General features: G+C 59.2%; 16 protein-coding genes. 11 read left to right on the forward strand and 5 right to left on the reverse strand.

Translation table 11 applies throughout. From position 1 onward, the window contains the following. The 3 genes from LNV08_RS00005 to LNV08_RS00015 all read right to left on the reverse strand — a co-directional run. Nucleotides 1–301 (reverse strand): hypothetical protein (locus tag LNV08_RS00005; RefSeq protein ID WP_263531610.1); only part of this gene is annotated, 301 nt, incomplete at its 3' end. A 134-nt stretch (nt 302–435) separates the two neighbouring features. Next, nucleotides 436–1,668 carry a Wzz/FepE/Etk N-terminal domain-containing protein gene (locus tag LNV08_RS00010; protein WP_263531611.1) on the reverse strand — a complete coding sequence of 411 codons (1,233 nt, stop codon included), beginning with the start codon at nt 1,666–1,668 and terminating at the stop codon, nt 436–438. Nucleotides 1,669–1,672: 4 nt separating this feature from the next. Further along, nucleotides 1,673–3,235, reverse strand: coding sequence for an SLBB domain-containing protein (locus LNV08_RS00015; RefSeq protein ID WP_263531612.1), 1,563 nt, complete (start codon nt 3,233–3,235; stop codon nt 1,673–1,675). Nucleotides 3,236–3,701: 466 nt separating this feature from the next. Between LNV08_RS00015 and LNV08_RS00020 the strand changes: the two genes are divergently transcribed. Both LNV08_RS00020 and LNV08_RS00025 read left to right on the forward strand, forming a co-directional pair. Further along, nucleotides 3,702–4,850: an MraY family glycosyltransferase gene (locus LNV08_RS00020; RefSeq protein WP_263531613.1), complete on the forward strand. Its 1,149-nt coding sequence runs from the start codon at nt 3,702–3,704 to the stop codon at nt 4,848–4,850. 27 nt (nt 4,851–4,877) lie between these two features. Further along, nucleotides 4,878–6,368: a DEAD/DEAH box helicase gene (locus LNV08_RS00025; protein ID WP_263531614.1), complete on the forward strand. Its 1,491-nt coding sequence runs from the start codon at nt 4,878–4,880 to the stop codon at nt 6,366–6,368. A 30-nt stretch (nt 6,369–6,398) separates the two neighbouring features. On the opposite strand, the gene LNV08_RS00030 is transcribed toward LNV08_RS00025, so the two are convergent. Both LNV08_RS00030 and LNV08_RS00035 read right to left on the reverse strand, forming a co-directional pair. Next, nucleotides 6,399–7,166, reverse strand: coding sequence for an SAM-dependent methyltransferase (locus LNV08_RS00030; protein ID WP_263531615.1), 768 nt, complete (start codon nt 7,164–7,166; stop codon nt 6,399–6,401). After that, nucleotides 7,163–7,786, reverse strand: coding sequence for a Maf family nucleotide pyrophosphatase (locus tag LNV08_RS00035; protein WP_263531616.1), 624 nt, complete (start codon nt 7,784–7,786; stop codon nt 7,163–7,165). The genes LNV08_RS00030 and LNV08_RS00035 overlap by 4 nt, the downstream gene beginning before the upstream one ends. Nucleotides 7,787–7,854: 68 nt before the next feature. On the opposite strand from LNV08_RS00035, the gene LNV08_RS00040 reads away from it, so the two are divergent. The 9 genes from LNV08_RS00040 (at nt 7,855) to LNV08_RS00080 (ending at nt 15,286) form a co-directional block, all read left to right on the forward strand. After that, nucleotides 7,855–8,421: a YceD family protein gene (locus LNV08_RS00040; RefSeq protein WP_263531617.1), complete on the forward strand. Its 567-nt coding sequence runs from the start codon at nt 7,855–7,857 to the stop codon at nt 8,419–8,421. Between the two features lie 372 nt (nt 8,422–8,793). Then, complete coding sequence (rpmF, locus tag LNV08_RS00045; RefSeq protein ID WP_263531618.1) at nt 8,794–8,979, forward strand: 50S ribosomal protein L32; 186 nt, start codon at nt 8,794–8,796, stop codon at nt 8,977–8,979. Between the two features lie 224 nt (nt 8,980–9,203). Further along, complete coding sequence (gene plsX, locus LNV08_RS00050; protein ID WP_409993967.1) at nt 9,204–10,298, forward strand: phosphate acyltransferase PlsX; 1,095 nt, start codon at nt 9,204–9,206, stop codon at nt 10,296–10,298. Nucleotides 10,299–10,348: 50 nt separating this feature from the next. Beyond that, complete coding sequence (locus LNV08_RS00055) at nt 10,349–11,326, forward strand: beta-ketoacyl-ACP synthase III (protein ID WP_263532270.1); 978 nt, start codon at nt 10,349–10,351, stop codon at nt 11,324–11,326. 32 nt (nt 11,327–11,358) lie between these two features. Next, the gene (gene fabD, locus LNV08_RS00060) at nt 11,359–12,300 is read left to right on the forward strand and encodes an ACP S-malonyltransferase (protein ID WP_263531620.1); all 942 of its coding nucleotides are present in this window, start codon (nt 11,359–11,361) and stop codon (nt 12,298–12,300) included. 9 nt (nt 12,301–12,309) lie between these two features. Beyond that, nucleotides 12,310–13,059 (forward strand): 3-oxoacyl-ACP reductase FabG, encoded by a 750-nt coding sequence (fabG, locus tag LNV08_RS00065; RefSeq protein WP_263531621.1) that lies wholly within the window; start codon nt 12,310–12,312, stop codon nt 13,057–13,059. A gap of 154 nt (nt 13,060–13,213) precedes the next feature. Then, the gene (gene acpP, locus LNV08_RS00070; RefSeq protein WP_263531622.1) at nt 13,214–13,453 is read left to right on the forward strand and encodes an acyl carrier protein; all 240 of its coding nucleotides are present in this window, start codon (nt 13,214–13,216) and stop codon (nt 13,451–13,453) included. A gap of 48 nt (nt 13,454–13,501) precedes the next feature. Further along, a complete protein-coding gene (fabF, locus tag LNV08_RS00075) occupies nt 13,502–14,746 on the forward strand; it encodes a beta-ketoacyl-ACP synthase II (protein ID WP_263531623.1) in 1,245 nt (414 codons plus the stop codon). Between the two features lie 78 nt (nt 14,747–14,824). Continuing rightward, entirely contained in the window at nt 14,825–15,286 is a 462-nt protein-coding gene (locus tag LNV08_RS00080) for a hypothetical protein (RefSeq protein WP_263531624.1), read from the forward strand. Nucleotides 15,287–15,301 lie beyond the last annotated feature (15 nt).

The raw sequence follows: 15,301 nt of genomic DNA on the forward strand, positions 1-15,301 counted from the left end.
TGGTTTTGTAATTCAATCTTTGGGCCATGATGGCCATTGCAATTGCGGCTTCGTCACACCATAGCCAGCCTCCCTTGCGGTGCATCATGTGAACAAATGAATCTCCTGCCAATACAGGGGAACCTATTGGTGCTTGAACTTTATTTGCTGTCAGATAAAAAAATATATCGCGGGGATTTTTTAAATTATTTTCTGAGATGATTTTATCGGCGTATGCGTTGTCGCTTAAAATGTAGCCGGGCATCAAGACTGCGATTAAAAGACTGGCTACTAATATTTTTTTCATATTTAATACAAGCATGCTGTGTGGATTTTCTCTCGAAGCTCAATACCACCCATCCCACCATAATCAGCAGAATGGCTTTGCCGTTGTACCTTAATCCAATGGTGCGCCCCGGTGCTTCTAGTCTCGCCTAATCTTTAAAGCTGGCCGTGTCAATTTCTTCCACGCACAGCCGCCCGCAGTCGCGAAAGTTTTTCAGCTTTGGCTGGATTATCGGAGATATTACGAAAAAAACTTTTTACCAGCACCAAGACCAGGAGCAGAAAAAATGTGCTGAAGGCGGCCGTCACTGCAGTCGAGACGCGTTGCGGCTTACTTTTCCATTCTGCCGGTGTTGCGATGTCTACCACTTGTATCATTGCTCCCTCACGGCTTTCGTCTAATCGCGCCAATTCAAACTGCTTCGAAAACATCTCAAATAGGGTTTCTTGGTATTTGTATTCCCGGTAGCGACTGATGTAGTCGCTATCTTTTTTCTCACCATTTTCGCTAGAGCTTTCAATCTTGCTAAGTTGGGCGCGTAGCGCGCCTAGTAACGCCGTCTGTTGTTGGAGTTCTGGCGCTGACTCGGCCAAGCCTCGCTGCATAATCTGAAGTCGAACCTCGGCACCGGTGAGTTGAGCCTTCAAGCTGGCATAGCCTTCGGCGGCAGCTTTGGGTTCCGCCTTAAGTGCGCCAGGATTGAAACCGCTGCTTTGCAAGACCTTTTGTGCCTCAGCAAGTTTGATCTGCGTGCGCTTTACCTCGGCTTCGAAGAAAGCGCGGCGTTGCTGTGCTTCTGTTAGAGCCAGTTCACCAGACAAGCGGCGCAACTCTGCAACATATTGGTTGGCCAAATCTGCTGCCATGTTGGGTTCTTTTGCATCGGCCTCAACCGTGATCAAACCATCCTTCTTGCCAAGTGAAATTCGGACGTTCTGCTGCAATGCCGCACGCGCCTGGAACCGGTACTTAGCCTGGTAGATATCCATCAGCTTAAATCGGTCAATGACAGAGTCTTGAACATTGACGCTTTGCATCAGTGCTACATACTGGTCGCCCGGGCTCTTGATGCCCGCCCCACCTCCCGCCAAACCGGACAAAGCACCTAGCGAGGCCAGAGCCGACGCGGCCGAGCTTTGCTGTTGTTGCGGTGGCAAAAAAGTGGATTTGGAGGTAAAGGTAGGGGCGATCGAATAGGTCGCTCCAAATGCTATGGCACCTACGACGATGGGGCCAAAGGTCAACAAACGCCAGTGCGCTGCGAGTATTGTCAGCAAGTCCAAAAGATCAATGCCGTCATCGTCTTCTTGTTGGGCGTGCGGCGTTTTTCCGTCTTGAATTGGGTTCACTTGAGTCACAGGTAAAAAGGCTCCGTAGTCGCGGCCAATCGATTCACTGATCAATTGATTAATTCTTGAGGGTCTTCAACGCCGCAGCACCCAAGGCGAACTGAGCAAGAATTTGCGTCCAGTCCTTGGCCTCTTGCATGAATGTGGTCTTGTCCATTTCTTCTGGCACAAAGACAGTGTCGCCAGGTTCGGCGGCGAGGCCGTCGACGCTGCCGGACATCAACCAGCCCCCCACGCTTTGCTTGGCGCTGACGACGCTGCCGTTGGCACGGACCACAAAGGTGCTGCCTTTGTCTGCACCCTTGGTTGGGCCGCCAGCAAGCTTCATGAAGTCGCCAACCGAGCTGCCCTGAGCATACAGATAGCTGCCGCCGTTGAAGACGCTGCCAAACACGCCAATGCTGGAAGGGCGGGCTGGGATCTGGATGCGGTCGCCATCCTCGACAATCAATTCAGGCAGGCTGCTTGCAATTGGTGGCAGTTGCAAAACGATGCGGCCGGTGGGTTTGATGTTTCGCAAAGTGGCCAATAGGCGCTCGTTGCCTTGCATTTTTGCGGCTTGGGTGCCGCTATCTACGCCGGCTGAGACTTTTTGGCTGGCGCTGGAGCGAGTAAGGTCGGTTTCCAAGTTACGTAAGGCCCGTTCGTAGTTTTCGGTCTGCGAGATACGCACGCTCTCGCGGCTGAAAACGGTGCCGTAGACGTAGGCCCCTGGGGTCAAGCCACCGGCTGCCTTGATGGCGTCGGCCAAGGTGCTGCTTGCGGGCAAAATGAATTCGCCCGGCCGTTGCACTTCACCTTCCACCTTGACGCGCTTGCTCTGACGGTGCTGAGGCAAGGCGGCATCAACGCTGCTGAAGGCGCGCAGCACATCCCCATCGCGCGGCTTGTCCTTGATCAGCAAAGGCAAGGGGACTTCGATGATGCGTGCTTCATTGCGCGCATCGAGTCGCTCTAGTGCAAAGCGGCTGCGATCGGCAACTGCACTGAAGCCACCGGCCATTGCGAGAACGTCTGCCAAAGTGTCTTGCGCCTTCAACTCGAAAATGGCAGGCTTGTTGACACTGCCCAGTAGGGCGACCTGAGGACCCACTGGTCCGATATGAACCACGTCATCGGCCTGGAGCGTTTGATCTGCAGTCTTGTTGCCGTTGATCAATAAATCATAAAAATCGAAGATGCTGATGGTCTTGCCGGCACGGCGCAGCTCGATCTGGCGGAAGCTGCCCGCTGCAGAGGGGCCACCTGCCTGCATCAAGCCGTTGACCAAGGTGGTCAGCCCGCTGACATGGTAGGCGCCGGGGCGCTGGGTGAAGCCGGTGACGTAGATGCGGATGCTGCGCAGCCGGCCCAGCGAGGCTGAGAGCTGGTAGTTGCGGAAAACTTGGCTGACGCGCTGGTCAATGGCGGGTGCGAGGTCGATATAGCGCACGCCCGCCACACGCACGGGGCCGACGCGGGGCAGGGTGATGCGGCCGCTGCGATCGACGGTCAAGCGCAGGTCTGCTTCGACCGAGCCCCAGAGGGTGACCAGGATTTCATCGCCGACGCTGATGATGTAGTCAGACGGGATTTGGCTGGCGCTTTCTTGCACCAGGTTTTCACGGCCAGCTGGGGTCATCAACTCGGATCCAAAGCGGCGTATCTCTCCACCTACGTAGCGCTCGAATTCGCTGGGAGTTGTCTGTGCAGACTGGATCGAAACAATTTCAATTGGTGTTACGGTGTTGGCTCGGTTAACTTCGTTAAGCCGAACTGGCCCGCCTGTTTGACTGGAGTCATCTGATATCGGGCCGGTAATCGGCTGAGCAGTGGCTTGGCCGATGAGCAGCGGAGCTACGGTCAAGGCGGCAACACGGGTCAACCTCAGAAGGGCTGTCCGAAACCCTTGATTAGCTTGTGCAAGCAGACATGAATCTTGTGTGCTGATGGCCGATTGCCCAATTTTGCTGACCTTCATTTACTCTCGCTTGGTGTTGTTCTACAAGTGCCTACCTGCTGGAGGTACTTGATGGCGGAGGGCATTCTAGCTGGCGTTTTCCGGCAACTGCGGGAAAGCCCACGGGCCACTGGCTACACTTGCGCCCATGCTGCATCTCATTCTTCCGTTTTTTTTTTCCGCCGCCATCACACTTTTCGTGATTCATTCGGCCCGTACACATGGCCATTTGTCGGCAGACACCGACTTGTCAGGCCCGCAAAAATTCCATGCAGCGCCCGTGCCGCGAGTGGGTGGGCTGGGCATGTATTTGGCATTGCTGGCCCTGGCCGCTGTTGTCTGGTTCAGGGGCGGGGCGGACGCCAAGCTCGGGTTTATGTTGCTTTTCTGTGGGCTGCCAGCTTTTGGCGCCGGTTTGGTTGAGGATTTGACCAAGACCGTGTCGCCGGCCAAACGGCTGTTGGCGACGGCCGTCTCCGGCGCATTGGCTTGGTGGCTCTTGGATGCGCAAATCACGCGTACCGACGTCCCCGGGCTTGACTGGATCGTAGCGACAACGGCGGGCTCTCTGGTGGCCACTGTGTTCACCGTGGCCGGCGTGGCGAATTCGGTGAACATCATTGACGGTTTCAACGGCTTATCGTCGATGTGCGTTAGCTTGATGTTGATGACGTTTGGCTTCGTAGCTTTTCAGGTTGGCGATATCGAGTTGGCCTTGTGGGCGCTGGCCGGCGTTGGGGCGATTCTGGGCTTTTTCGTTTGGAACTTCCCTGCGGGTTTGATTTTTCTGGGTGATGGCGGCGCTTACTTTTTAGGTTTCTTCACGGCTGAAATCGGGATTTTGCTGATCGCCCGCCACACCGAGGTGTCGCCGCTGTTTCCTTTGATGGTGTGCATCTACCCTGTGTTTGAGACCTTGTTCTCGGTTTATCGGCGCCGCTTCATCCGGGCTGAGCCTTCCGGCCAGCCTGATGGCATTCATTTGCATTCGCTGATCTATCGCCGTTTGATGCGTTGGGCGGTAGGCGCGCGTGATGCGCGCGCCATGACGCGGCGCAATTCCATGACCGCACCTTATCTGTGGACGCTGTGTGTTTCTTCTTTGGCGCCGGCTTTGCTGTTCTGGGATTCAACACCGATGTTGCTGGCCTGCATGCTTTTGTTCGGCGCAACTTACGTGGGCATTTATTGGCGCATTGTTCGTTTCAGAACACCTCGGTGGATGGTGTTTCGGGGCGATGTGATGGGGGGCAGTGCCCCCTCGGTTCGGGCCAACGCTTCGGACAAACCCGAGTAAGCGGCGCTTATAGCGGATAATCTGTGGATGACCGACACTCAAATCACGCAAGCTGCTCCTGAACCTACTCCGGCGCGTTTCGATACGCTGCCCCTCGACGCCAAGCTTTTGCGCGCCGTGGCCGACTCGGGTTACGCCCTGATGACGCCTATTCAGGCCAAGGCGATCCCTATCGTTTTGGAAGGGCGCGATGTGATGGGTGCGGCCCAGACCGGCACCGGCAAGACGGCTGCATTTTCGATTCCACTCTTGCAGCGCATGCTCAAGCATGAAAACGCCAGTGCTTCGCCGGCGCGGCACCCGGTGCGTGCGCTGGTGCTGGCGCCAACGCGTGAGTTGGCCGACCAGGTTGCCAACAATATCAAGGCCTACGCGAAGCACACCAATCTGCGGGTGACCGTGGTGTTTGGCGGTATCGATATGAAGCCGCAGACGGCCATCCTGAAGGGCGGCGTTGAGGTTTTGATCGCCACGCCTGGCCGCTTGCTTGACCATATCGAGGCCAAGAATTGCGTGCTGAATCAGGTTGAGTACGTGGTGCTGGACGAGGCTGACCGCATGTTGGACATCGGCTTCCTGCCCGATCTACAGCGTATCTTGAGTTTTCTGCCGAAAGCTCGCCAGACCCTCCTTTTCTCGGCGACGTTCTCGCCCGAGATCAAGCGCCTGGCGCAAAGTTATTTGCAAGATCCCTTGTTGGTCGAAGTGGCGCGCCCGAACGCGACGGCCACGAATGTCGAGCAGGTGTTCTACAGCGTCACAGACGACGAAAAGCGCTTGGCCGTGACCCAGACCTTGCGTCAGCGCGGCATCAAGCAGGCAATTGTGTTTGTCAATTCAAAGCTCGGTGCGGCTCGCTTGGCGCGCTCCTTCGAGCGCGATGGCTTGCGCACTTCGGCGCTGCACGGCGACAAATCTCAGGACGAGCGCTTGAAGTCACTCGAAGCCTTCAAGGCCGGCGAGGTCGACATTTTGGTGGCGACGGATGTTGCGGCGCGTGGCTTGGACATCGCCGACCTGCCGGCAGTATTCAATTTTGATGTGCCCTTCAATGCGGAGGACTATGTTCACCGCATCGGGCGAACCGGTCGCGCCGGTGCTTCGGGTGTGGCGGTGACCTTGGTGACGCGTTCGGACGCGCGCTTGATGGCGGACCTTGAGAAGCTGCTCAAGCGAACGATCGAGTTGTCACCGATCGAGTTGGAAGACACGCGGCCGGGTGCTCGGCCCGAGCGGTCGGAGCGGCCCCAGCGTGCGCCACGCGAGTGGGATGCCCGCCCGGCCGGGGATGCGACTGCCCCTGTTGCCGCTCAGCGCTCAAGCTATCGGGCCCCGACCCCTCCGCGCGACGCCTTCTTTGACAAGCCTTACGAGGCCAGCGCCAGCGCAGAGTTGCCGTCTTGGGACAAAGGTGCCGCCACCGTGGCGCCGCGCGGCTTGTCTGCGAATATCAGGCCTAAGCGCAAGGTCGCTGCTCTGTTTGGTGCCAAGCCTGCTGAGAGCGCGGTCGAGTCCTGAGCCGGGACTCAGGACAGCACTGAACTCGCTTTAGCCGAGCAGCGCAAATACCGCCGGAATCTTGTCCGGCAATGACTCGCCCGAACTGCGCCATTGCTCCACCGTCGCGCTGCGCGTCCAGCCCTGCTCTAGGCTGAGGCCGCAGCTGATTGACAATTTGGTGTGCGATTTCAGCGTACTCAGCAAAGCCAGGAGTAGGGCCGAGTTTCGGTAGGGCGTTTCAATCATCAGCTGTGTCTGTTGCTGGCGGGCGGACAAGGCCTCGAGCTCGCGGATTCGCGCAGCGCGTGCAGGCGCTTCGACCGGCAAATAGCCGACGAAGGCGAAGCTCTGCCCGTTCAGGCCGCTGGCCGACAAGGCCATCATCAAAGCGCTGGGCCCACTCAAGGGGGTGACCTCGATATCCGCCTCATGGGCGGCTGCGACCAACAAGGCGCCGGGGTCAGCCACGGCAGGCAGGCCAGCTTCAGAGATCAGGCCCAGGTCGTGGCCCGCCAAGGCTGGCGCGAGCAGGGCGTACCAAGCCTGGTTTTGCTGTGCGGCGTCGGCCATGCGGCCCTTGGGTGGGCGCGGCAACTCGGTGATCTGCAGGTTTTGCAGAGGCTGAGTCAGCGGCACCAAGGCGTCCACGCGTTTCAGGAAGGCGCGCGTCGTCTTTGCGCTCTCGGCAGCCCAATATTCCAGCCGCGCGGCGGTCTGGATGATGTGCATCGGCAACACTTGTTGCAGATCGACGGCAGCGGCTTCGACGCCGAAGTCCAAGGTATTCGGGACCAGATAGAGGCGGCCTTTTATCATGCGTTTGCTCCGTTCTTGAGCGCAAGCAAGGGGTCCAACCCGGCCTGGCGTAGCAGTTGTGTGGTGCGAATCAAGGGCAGGCCTATCAAGGCCGTTGGGTCATCCGACTCAATCGCGGCGAGCAAAGCAATGCCCAGGCCCTCGGACTTGGCGCTGCCGGCGCAGTCATAGGGTTGTTCGGCGTGCAGATAATTTTCTATTTCTGCGGTGCTCAAATTTCTGAACTTGACGCGCACTGGCGCGACATCGCCGGCGTGGAAGCCTGTCTCGGCGCAAACCACGGCCACAGCCGTGTGGAACACCACCTCCTGGCCGCTCATTGCCCTGAGCTGCTCGACTGCGCGCTGATGATCGCCTGGCTTGCCCATGGCGCGGCCATGGAGGTCGGCGACTTGGTCGGACCCGATGACGATGGCGTGAGGGTAAAGCTTGGCCACCGCCTGCGCTTTGGCCATGGCCAGTCGGGTCGCCAACTGCAGCGGGGTTTCGGCCGGCATCGGGGACTCATCCAGGTCGGGGGCAAAGACTTCAAAGGGCAAACGCAGGCGCTCCAGCAGTTCGCGTCGATAGCGTGAGCTGGAGCCGAGGATCAGGCTTCGGTGGGGGAGGGTGTCATTCATGGCGTGATTTTCGCATTGCCGTTGATCAGTGCGCGCAGCTTGATCGCGTCGGCCTCTACACTTCAGGGATGAAAGAGCATTTGTTTTTCCCTGAACGATTGGATGTTGCGGCGTTTGCCCGCGACGCTGGGCAATTGAGTGGCGAGTTGCCTGCGGGTGGCTTGACGCGATTGGCCGACGCGGCGGCTGCAGAGGCGCCCGCTACGGCGTGGCCGGCGGTCAAATGGTCGGCCACCGGCGAGCGGCGTGAGCCGCGCGGTGCGCAGGCACAGGTCTGGCTGCATCTTGAGGCCTCGGCCGAAACTCAGATGACTTGCCAGCGCTGCTTGCGGCCAGTGAAGGAGCATGTCGAGTTTGATCGCTGGTTCCACTTTGTTCACGACGAGGCGGCTGCGGCGGCCATTGACGCTGAAACGGAAGAGGATGTCTTGGTCTTGTCGCGCAGTTTCGATTTGTTCGAGCTGATTGAGGACGAGCTGCTCTTGTCGCTCCCCTTAGTGCCGCGCCATGAGCAATGCCCCGAACCGCTCACCCTGCCGCTTGATCAGCCGCTGACCGAGGCCGAGCAGGGTGCGGAGCGCCCTCATCCCTTTGCCGCGCTTGCGGCGCTGAAGAAGCAGGGGCCGGCCCAGTAGCTCCTTGGCGTTCGGCTTTGCCTGCAGTGCGACTGGAGTCAATAGTGCAAGCGGTTTCCTTGCGCAGGCGCTTTGAAAAAGCGTCTGCGCATGCTACAATCGCGGGCTTTCCCCGGTTCGAGAATCAAGATGGCATGTCGCAGGGATTGGCGGATGGCAAAAAGCTCAGCAAAAATGCGAGCCCAAAGCCAGCGTCAGTATTTGCAGGCAGCTGGCGCATGGTGCGCAGAAGCTCGTGACGCTTGAGTACATAGCAAAACTACTTAGCAAAACAACGCGGCTCCCGGGGAGTCAGGGCCGCAAGATCAGTGATGAACATCAGCCGTTCATTGCCGGGCGTGCTCTCAATCACCGGAGCCTTAGGAGAATTTCATGGCAGTTCAGCAAAACAAAAAGTCCCCATCCAAGCGCGGCATGCACAACTCGCATACTGCCCTGGCCACCCCAGGTACAGGCATTGAGCCTACAACGGGTGAAGTGCATCTGCGTCACCACATCAGCCCAACCGGCTTCTATCGTGGCCGCAAGGTCCTGAAGACCAAGGCTGACGCCTCCTAAGATTTCTGCTTGCGCACGGCTCTCGAGCGGTGCGTTGCTTTGATCTGCTATGGCTCACAAATCCCCGGCCTGTGCCTTGTTGCAGTGCCGGGTTTTTGTGTTTTTGTAGCGCAATTTGATTTGCATATATTGCCGAACTCACTCCTCGGCCCGTTTTGATGTCAACACTCGACCCAAGTCTGCCAAGCAAGCCTGTCGCTCAGTCGGCCGCGCCACTCGATGTTGTGCGCTTGGCGATCGACTGCATGGGTGGCGATCACGGCCCCTCGGTCACCTTGCCGGCGGCCAAGGCCTTCTTGGCCCTTCACCCGCATGCCGAATTGCTCTTGGTGGGCTTGCCCGAGGCCTTGAAGGAGGCCGCCAGCTGGCCGCGCTGCCGCATCGTGGCGGCGTCCGAGGTTGTGCAAATGGATGACACCGTCGAGGTGGCCTTGCGGCGCAAGAAGGATTCGTCGATGCGCGTGGCCATCAATCAGCTGAAGTCGGTTGATGGTGCGCCGCCACTGGCCGATGCCTGTGTGTCGGCCGGCAATACGGGTGCGCTGATGGCGGTCTCACGCTATTTGTTGAAGACGCTGGACGGCATCGACCGGCCGGCGATCGCCTCGGTGATGCCGACTCAAACCGGCGGCTACACCACCATGTTGGACTTGGGGGCGAATGTCGATTGCACGGCCGAGCATCTGCTGCAGTTTGCATTGATGGGCAGCGCCCTGGTGTCGGCGGTGGATGGCAAGGAAGAGCCCAAGGTTGGTTTGCTGAATATTGGTGAAGAAGTCATCAAGGGCAGTGAGACGATCAAGCGTGCGGGTGAATTGCTGCGGCAGGCCGGGGCCAGCGGTCAGCTGAACTTCATCGGTAATGTCGAAGGCAAAGATATTTTTACCGGCGAGGTGGACTTGGTGGTCTGCGATGGCTTTGTCGGCAATGTGGCCTTGAAGACTGCCGAGGGCTTGGCGACGATGATCATCTCCATCATTCGGCAGGAATTTGGGCGCAGTTGGCTGACGAAGGCCGCAGCTGTGCTGGCGATGCCGGTGCTGAAGCGCTTCAAGTCGCGGGTTGATCATCGCCGCTTCAACGGTGCAGCACTCTTGGGGCTGCGCGGCCTGGTGTTCAAGAGCCATGGCGCGGCCGACCAGCTGGCCTTTGGGACGGCTTTGAACCGGGCGTATGATGCCGCCCGCAATCGCCTACTCGACCGGGTGCACGATCGCATCATCGCAGCCTTGCAGGCTGCGCCTTCAGCGACCGAAGGTGTAACCGTCGGCACTGTAGATTCCGAAGACAAGGCGACCCAAGTCGTACAAGCTGCATGACATCAAGTACTCAGACCGTCCAACCATCTGCTTCCCGCCCTGATGCTGGTATTCCTCGTTATGCACGCATCCTAGGCACCGGCAGCTACCTGCCGCCAAAACGCCTGAGCAATGCCGACTTGGTCGAGCAACTGGCCAAAGACGGCATCGAGACTTCAGATGAGTGGATTGTTGAGCGCACCGGCATCCGCGCGCGTCACTTCGCTGAAGCCGGTGTCACGGCCAGCGACCTGGCGCTGCCTGCGGCCCAAGCGGCCTTGGCTGCTGCCGGCGTGGACGCCAGTGAGATTGACCTGATCATCGTCGCGACTTCTACGCCCGACATGATTTTTCCGTCCACCGCCTGCTTGCTGCAGGCCAAATTGGGCGTGGCAGGTGCGGCGGCGTTTGACGTGCAAGCGGTGTGCTCCGGTTTTGTCTATGCGCTGACGGTGGCCGACTCAATGATCCGTACCGGTGCGGCATCCAAGGCCTTAGTGATCGGCGCCGAAGTGTTTTCGCGCATTCTTGATTTCAAGGACCGCACCACCTGTGTCTTGTTTGGCGATGGCGCCGGTGCCGTGGTGTTGGGAGCCAGCGAAGTGCCTGGCATCTTGGCCTGTGAGCTGCATGCCGACGGCAGTCATGCCGGCATCCTATGTGTGCCGGGTACGGTTGTCGGCGGCAAGGTTTTGGGCGATCCGCTGCTGAAGATGGACGGCCAAGCGGTGTTCAAGCTGGCGGTCGGTGTGCTGGAGAAAGTCGCGCGCGGCGTGCTTGAGAAAGCCGGCCGCGAGGCGTCCGATGTGGATTGGCTGATTCCGCATCAAGCCAATATCCGCATCATGCACAGCACCACCAAGAAGTTGAAATTGCCCTTGGACAAGCTGATCGTGACCGTTGATCAGCATGGCAATACCTCGGCCGCGTCCATCCCCTTGGCACTTGATGCGGCGGTACGTGCGGGCAAGATCAAGGCCGGTGAGACGGTCATGCTGGAAGGTGTGGGCGGCGGCTTCACCTGGGGCGCCGTGCTGCTTGATTTTTAAGCGCTCGATCTGACTCCTTTTGATTAAAAAATATGACTGCTAAATTTGCATTTGTCTTTCCCGGCCAGGGCTCGCAAGCCGTCGGCATGTTGGATGCCTGGGGTGATCATCCCGAAGTGGTGCGTACGCTGGCCGAGGCCTCTTCGGCGCTCGACCAAGATATGGCGGCGCTGATTCATGCTGGCCCGAAAGAGCAGCTTGATCTGACCACCAACACGCAACCGGTGATGTTGACCGCAGCGATTGCTTGCTACCGCGCTTGGATTGCCGAAACGGGTTTGCAGCCGGCTTTTGCCGCAGGCCATTCATTGGGCGAGTACAGCGCCTTGGTGGCAGCCGGTGCGCTGAGCCTGAGCGAGGCCTTGCCGCTGGTGCGTTTTCGTGCGCAGGCCATGCAAGAGGCGGTGCCAGTCGGCGTCGGTGCGATGGCCGCTATTTTGGGGCTGGATGCGCAGGCGGTACGTGACGGTTGCGCGGCAGCTGCCCTGGCGACAGGCGAGGCGGTAGAGGCAGCCAACTTCAATGACCCTAAGCAGACCGTGATTGCTGGCACCAAGGCCGGCGTGGACAAGGCTTGTGAGCTGCTCAAAGCAGCCGGAGCCAAGCGCGCCTTGCTCTTGGCCGTGTCGGCCCCGTTCCATTCCAGCCTGATGCGGCCAGCGGCCGAGGCTTTGAAGGCCAAGCTGGCCACCACCCAATTCGCGCCTCTGCAGTTCCCTGTCATCAACAACGTGGACGTGGCCATGGTGGCTGATGCCGACGGCCTGCGTGATGCGCTGTACCGCCAGGCTTTTGGTGCAGTGCGCTGGGTCGAACTGGTGCAGGCCTTGAAGGCTCAGGGTTTGACGCACATCATCGAATGTGGCCCAGGCAAGGTTTTGGCCGGCATGGTCAAGCGAATTGACAGTGAACTCATCGGCGCTTCGGTGCTGGACGCGGCCACGCTGGCCGAAGCGCGCGCCTTGCTGGGCTGAAAGAAAGACATGACTGAAATCACCTCTGAAAAAGGCCAGGTCGCCCTGGTGACTGGCGCGAGCCGCGGCATTGGCCGCTCGATTGCGATGACTCTGGCCGAGCAGGGCTTTGTGGTCATCGGCACGGCCACCAGCGAAGCCGGCGCTGCAGCGATTGGCGAGGCGCTGGCGCCTCTTGGTGGTCGCGGCTTGGTCTTGGATGTCAATGACGCGGCGGCGGTGGAAGCAGCTGTTGACGGCATTGTCAAAGCCCATGGCGGCCTTCAGGTCTTGGTCAATAACGCTGGAATTACGCGGGACACCTTGTCCATGCGCATGAAGGACGAGGACTGGGACGCGGTGCTCGATACCAATCTGAAGGCCGTTTTCCGCATGAGCCGTGCGGTGATGCGTACCATGATGAAGCAGCGTTTCGGCCGCATCATCAGCATCACCTCGGTGGTCGGTGCATCGGGCAATGCGGGCCAAGCCAACTACGCGGCCGCCAAGGCCGGCGTGGCCGGCATGACGCGCGCGCTGGCGCGCGAACTGGGAAGCCGCGGCATCACCGTCAATTGCGTAGCGCCTGGCTTCATCGCGACCGATATGACCGAAGTCTTGCCCGAGGCACAAAAAGCCGCCTTGCTGGCGCAAATCCCGGTCGGCCGCTTGGGTGAACCCCGGGAAATCGCCGAGGCGGTTGCCTTCCTGGCGTCACCCAAGGCAGCCTACATTACGGGTACCGAATTGCATGTCAACGGTGGCATGTACATGAGTTGATTTGAATTGAGGCGAGAGCATCCCGCTTTCGCCCACCGGATTTGCCCGGCCGGTGAGGGTTCTCTAGCGTGAAGAAATGCCAAGTTTTAGGCGAGTCACACTAGAGGCCTTAGAATCCCGGGCTGTTCCCAACAAACCCCCTCCTGGAGGAGTCATGAGCGATATCGAAGCACGTGTCAAAAAAATCATCGCCGAGCAACTCGGCGTGCCTGAAGCCGATGTGACCAATGAGAAGGCTTTCGTGGCTGATCTGGGCGCAGATTCCCTCGACACCGTGGAATTGGTGATGGCTCTCGAAGACGAGTTCGGCATCGAAATCCCCGATGAAGAAGCCGAAAAGATCACCAGCGTTCAGCTGGCGATTGATTACGCCGTCACGCACCAAAAGGCCTGAACAAGCCCTTGAGCTTGTCTGGCAGTCACTAACTAATCCCCTAATCGCATGAGCCGTCGTCGCGTTGTCATTACTGGACTTGGTCTGATCAGCCCCGTGGGTAACACGGTAGCTGAGGCCTGGAGCAACATCCTGGCCGGTCAGTCCGGTATTGACCGCATCACACATTTCGATGCCTCGGGCTTCTCCTGCCATATCGCAGGCGAGGTCAAGGGCTTCGATGTGACCGAATACATTTCGGCCAAAGATGCGCGCGCGATGGATACCTTCATCCACTACGGTATGGCTGCGTCCATCCAAGCGGTGCAGGATGCCGGCTTGCCGACCGGGGATCAGTTGACCGAAGAGCAGGCCGAGCGCATCGGCGTGCTGGTGGGTTCGGGTATCGGCGGCTTGCCGATGATCGAAGCCACCCACGGCGAACTGATGACGCGCGGCCCGCGTCGGGTCTCACCGTTTTTTGTGCCGGCCTCGATCATCAATATGATCTCGGGCCATGTCTCGATCAAGTACGGCTTTACCGGCCCCAACTTGGCCATCGTGACAGCCTGCACCACTGGGTTGCACGCCATTGGCGAGGCAGGCCGGATGATTGAATACGGTGACGTGGATGTGATGGTGGCCGGTGGTTCCGAGGCCACCATTTCGCCTTTGGGCCTCGGAGGCTTTGCCTCGGCGCGCGCTCTGTCGACGCGCAACGAGGATCCAAAGACCGCTTCCCGCCCATGGGACAAAGACCGCGACGGCTTTGTGCTGGGTGAGGGTGCCGGCGTGCTGGTGCTCGAAGAGTACGAACATGCCAAAAAGCGCGGGGCCAAGATTTACGCCGAACTGGTTGGTTTCGGCATGGGCTCTGACGCCTATCACATGACCGCCCCAAGTGTTGACGGTCCCAAGCGCTCGATGCGCGCGGCGCTGCGCAATGCCGGTTTGAATACCGATCAAATCCAATACATGAATGCTCACGGCACCTCGACGCCGCTGGGTGACTTGAACGAAACCAATGCCATCAAGCTGGCATTCGGTGCTGACGCCAGCAATCTGGTGATCAGCTCAACCAAATCGATGACCGGGCATCTGCTCGGCGGTGCCGGTGGCATCGAGTCGGTCTTCACGGTGCTGGCCTTGAAGAACCAGGTGGCACCTCCGACCATCAATATCTTCAATCAAGATCCCGCATGCGATCTTGATTACTGTGCGAACGAAGCGCGGCCGATGAATATGGAATACGCAGCCAAGAATAATTTTGGCTTTGGCGGTACCAACGGCACCTTGATCTTCAAGCGCATCTGACGTTTGCTTGACGGGCTGCAGCAACTGCTGTTGCCCGCGCTGAGAGTCTGGGTTGCTCGAAGCCAGGAGGGCTTGGCCTTGAAACGCTCCGCTGCGCCCTTCCAACTGCAAACGCAGCCGCTGCCAGCGCTGCAGAGTCTGATGGCGGTGAGTGGCTCGCTTACCGTCTTGTCGCTGACCCTGGCCTTGGCGGCGCATTTCCCGGCGTTTTCGCCTTTGCTGGTGCTGTCGCCCTTGGGTGCTTTGCTTGCTTGGCGCTGTTCAGCAATTGCGCCGCGGATGCTGCGCTGGGATGGGCAGGAGTGGCACCTGTACGATCGATCGCGCGGCTCGGCGTCCTTCAGCCCAAGCCCTGATGAGCCGGCACCGGTGCATCTGACGGTGGTATTCGATCTAGGCTTTGCCTTGCTTCTGCGCGCCGACCGCCGCTCCAAGGGGTGGTCCGAGCCCACCTATCTGCCTTTGTCTCGATCGACCCAGGGCCCGCAATGGGGGACGCTGCGAGCCGTGCTTTACAGCGCTCGCCAAAGCCCAGGCTAACTTGGAGCCGCCCAT

Source organism: Paucibacter sp. TC2R-5 (genome assembly GCF_025717605.1).
Classification (GTDB): Bacteria; Pseudomonadota; Gammaproteobacteria; order Burkholderiales; family Burkholderiaceae_C; genus Paucibacter_A; species Paucibacter_A albus.

Bases quoted from the DNA above. Each gene is read 5' to 3' on its own strand.
- rpmF (WP_263531618.1), top strand. From the start codon at position 8,794: ATGGCAGTTCAGCAAAACAAAAAGTCCCCATCCAAGCGCGGCATGCAC.
- fabD (WP_263531620.1), top strand. From the start codon at position 11,359: ATGACTGCTAAATTTGCATTTGTCTTTCCCGGCCAGGGCTCGCAAGCC.
- LNV08_RS00035 (WP_263531616.1), bottom strand. From the start codon at position 7,786: ATGAATGACACCCTCCCCCACCGAAGCCTGATCCTCGGCTCCAGCTCA.
- acpP (WP_263531622.1), top strand. From the start codon at position 13,214: ATGAGCGATATCGAAGCACGTGTCAAAAAAATCATCGCCGAGCAACTC.
- LNV08_RS00025 (WP_263531614.1), top strand. From the start codon at position 4,878: ATGACCGACACTCAAATCACGCAAGCTGCTCCTGAACCTACTCCGGCG.
- fabG (WP_263531621.1), top strand. From the start codon at position 12,310: ATGACTGAAATCACCTCTGAAAAAGGCCAGGTCGCCCTGGTGACTGGC.
- LNV08_RS00030 (WP_263531615.1), bottom strand. From the start codon at position 7,166: ATGATAAAAGGCCGCCTCTATCTGGTCCCGAATACCTTGGACTTCGGC.
- LNV08_RS00015 (WP_263531612.1), bottom strand. From the start codon at position 3,235: ATGACCCCAGCTGGCCGTGAAAACCTGGTGCAAGAAAGCGCCAGCCAA.
- fabF (WP_263531623.1), top strand. From the start codon at position 13,502: ATGAGCCGTCGTCGCGTTGTCATTACTGGACTTGGTCTGATCAGCCCC.
- LNV08_RS00020 (WP_263531613.1), top strand. From the start codon at position 3,702: ATGCTGCATCTCATTCTTCCGTTTTTTTTTTCCGCCGCCATCACACTT.
- LNV08_RS00040 (WP_263531617.1), top strand. From the start codon at position 7,855: ATGAAAGAGCATTTGTTTTTCCCTGAACGATTGGATGTTGCGGCGTTT.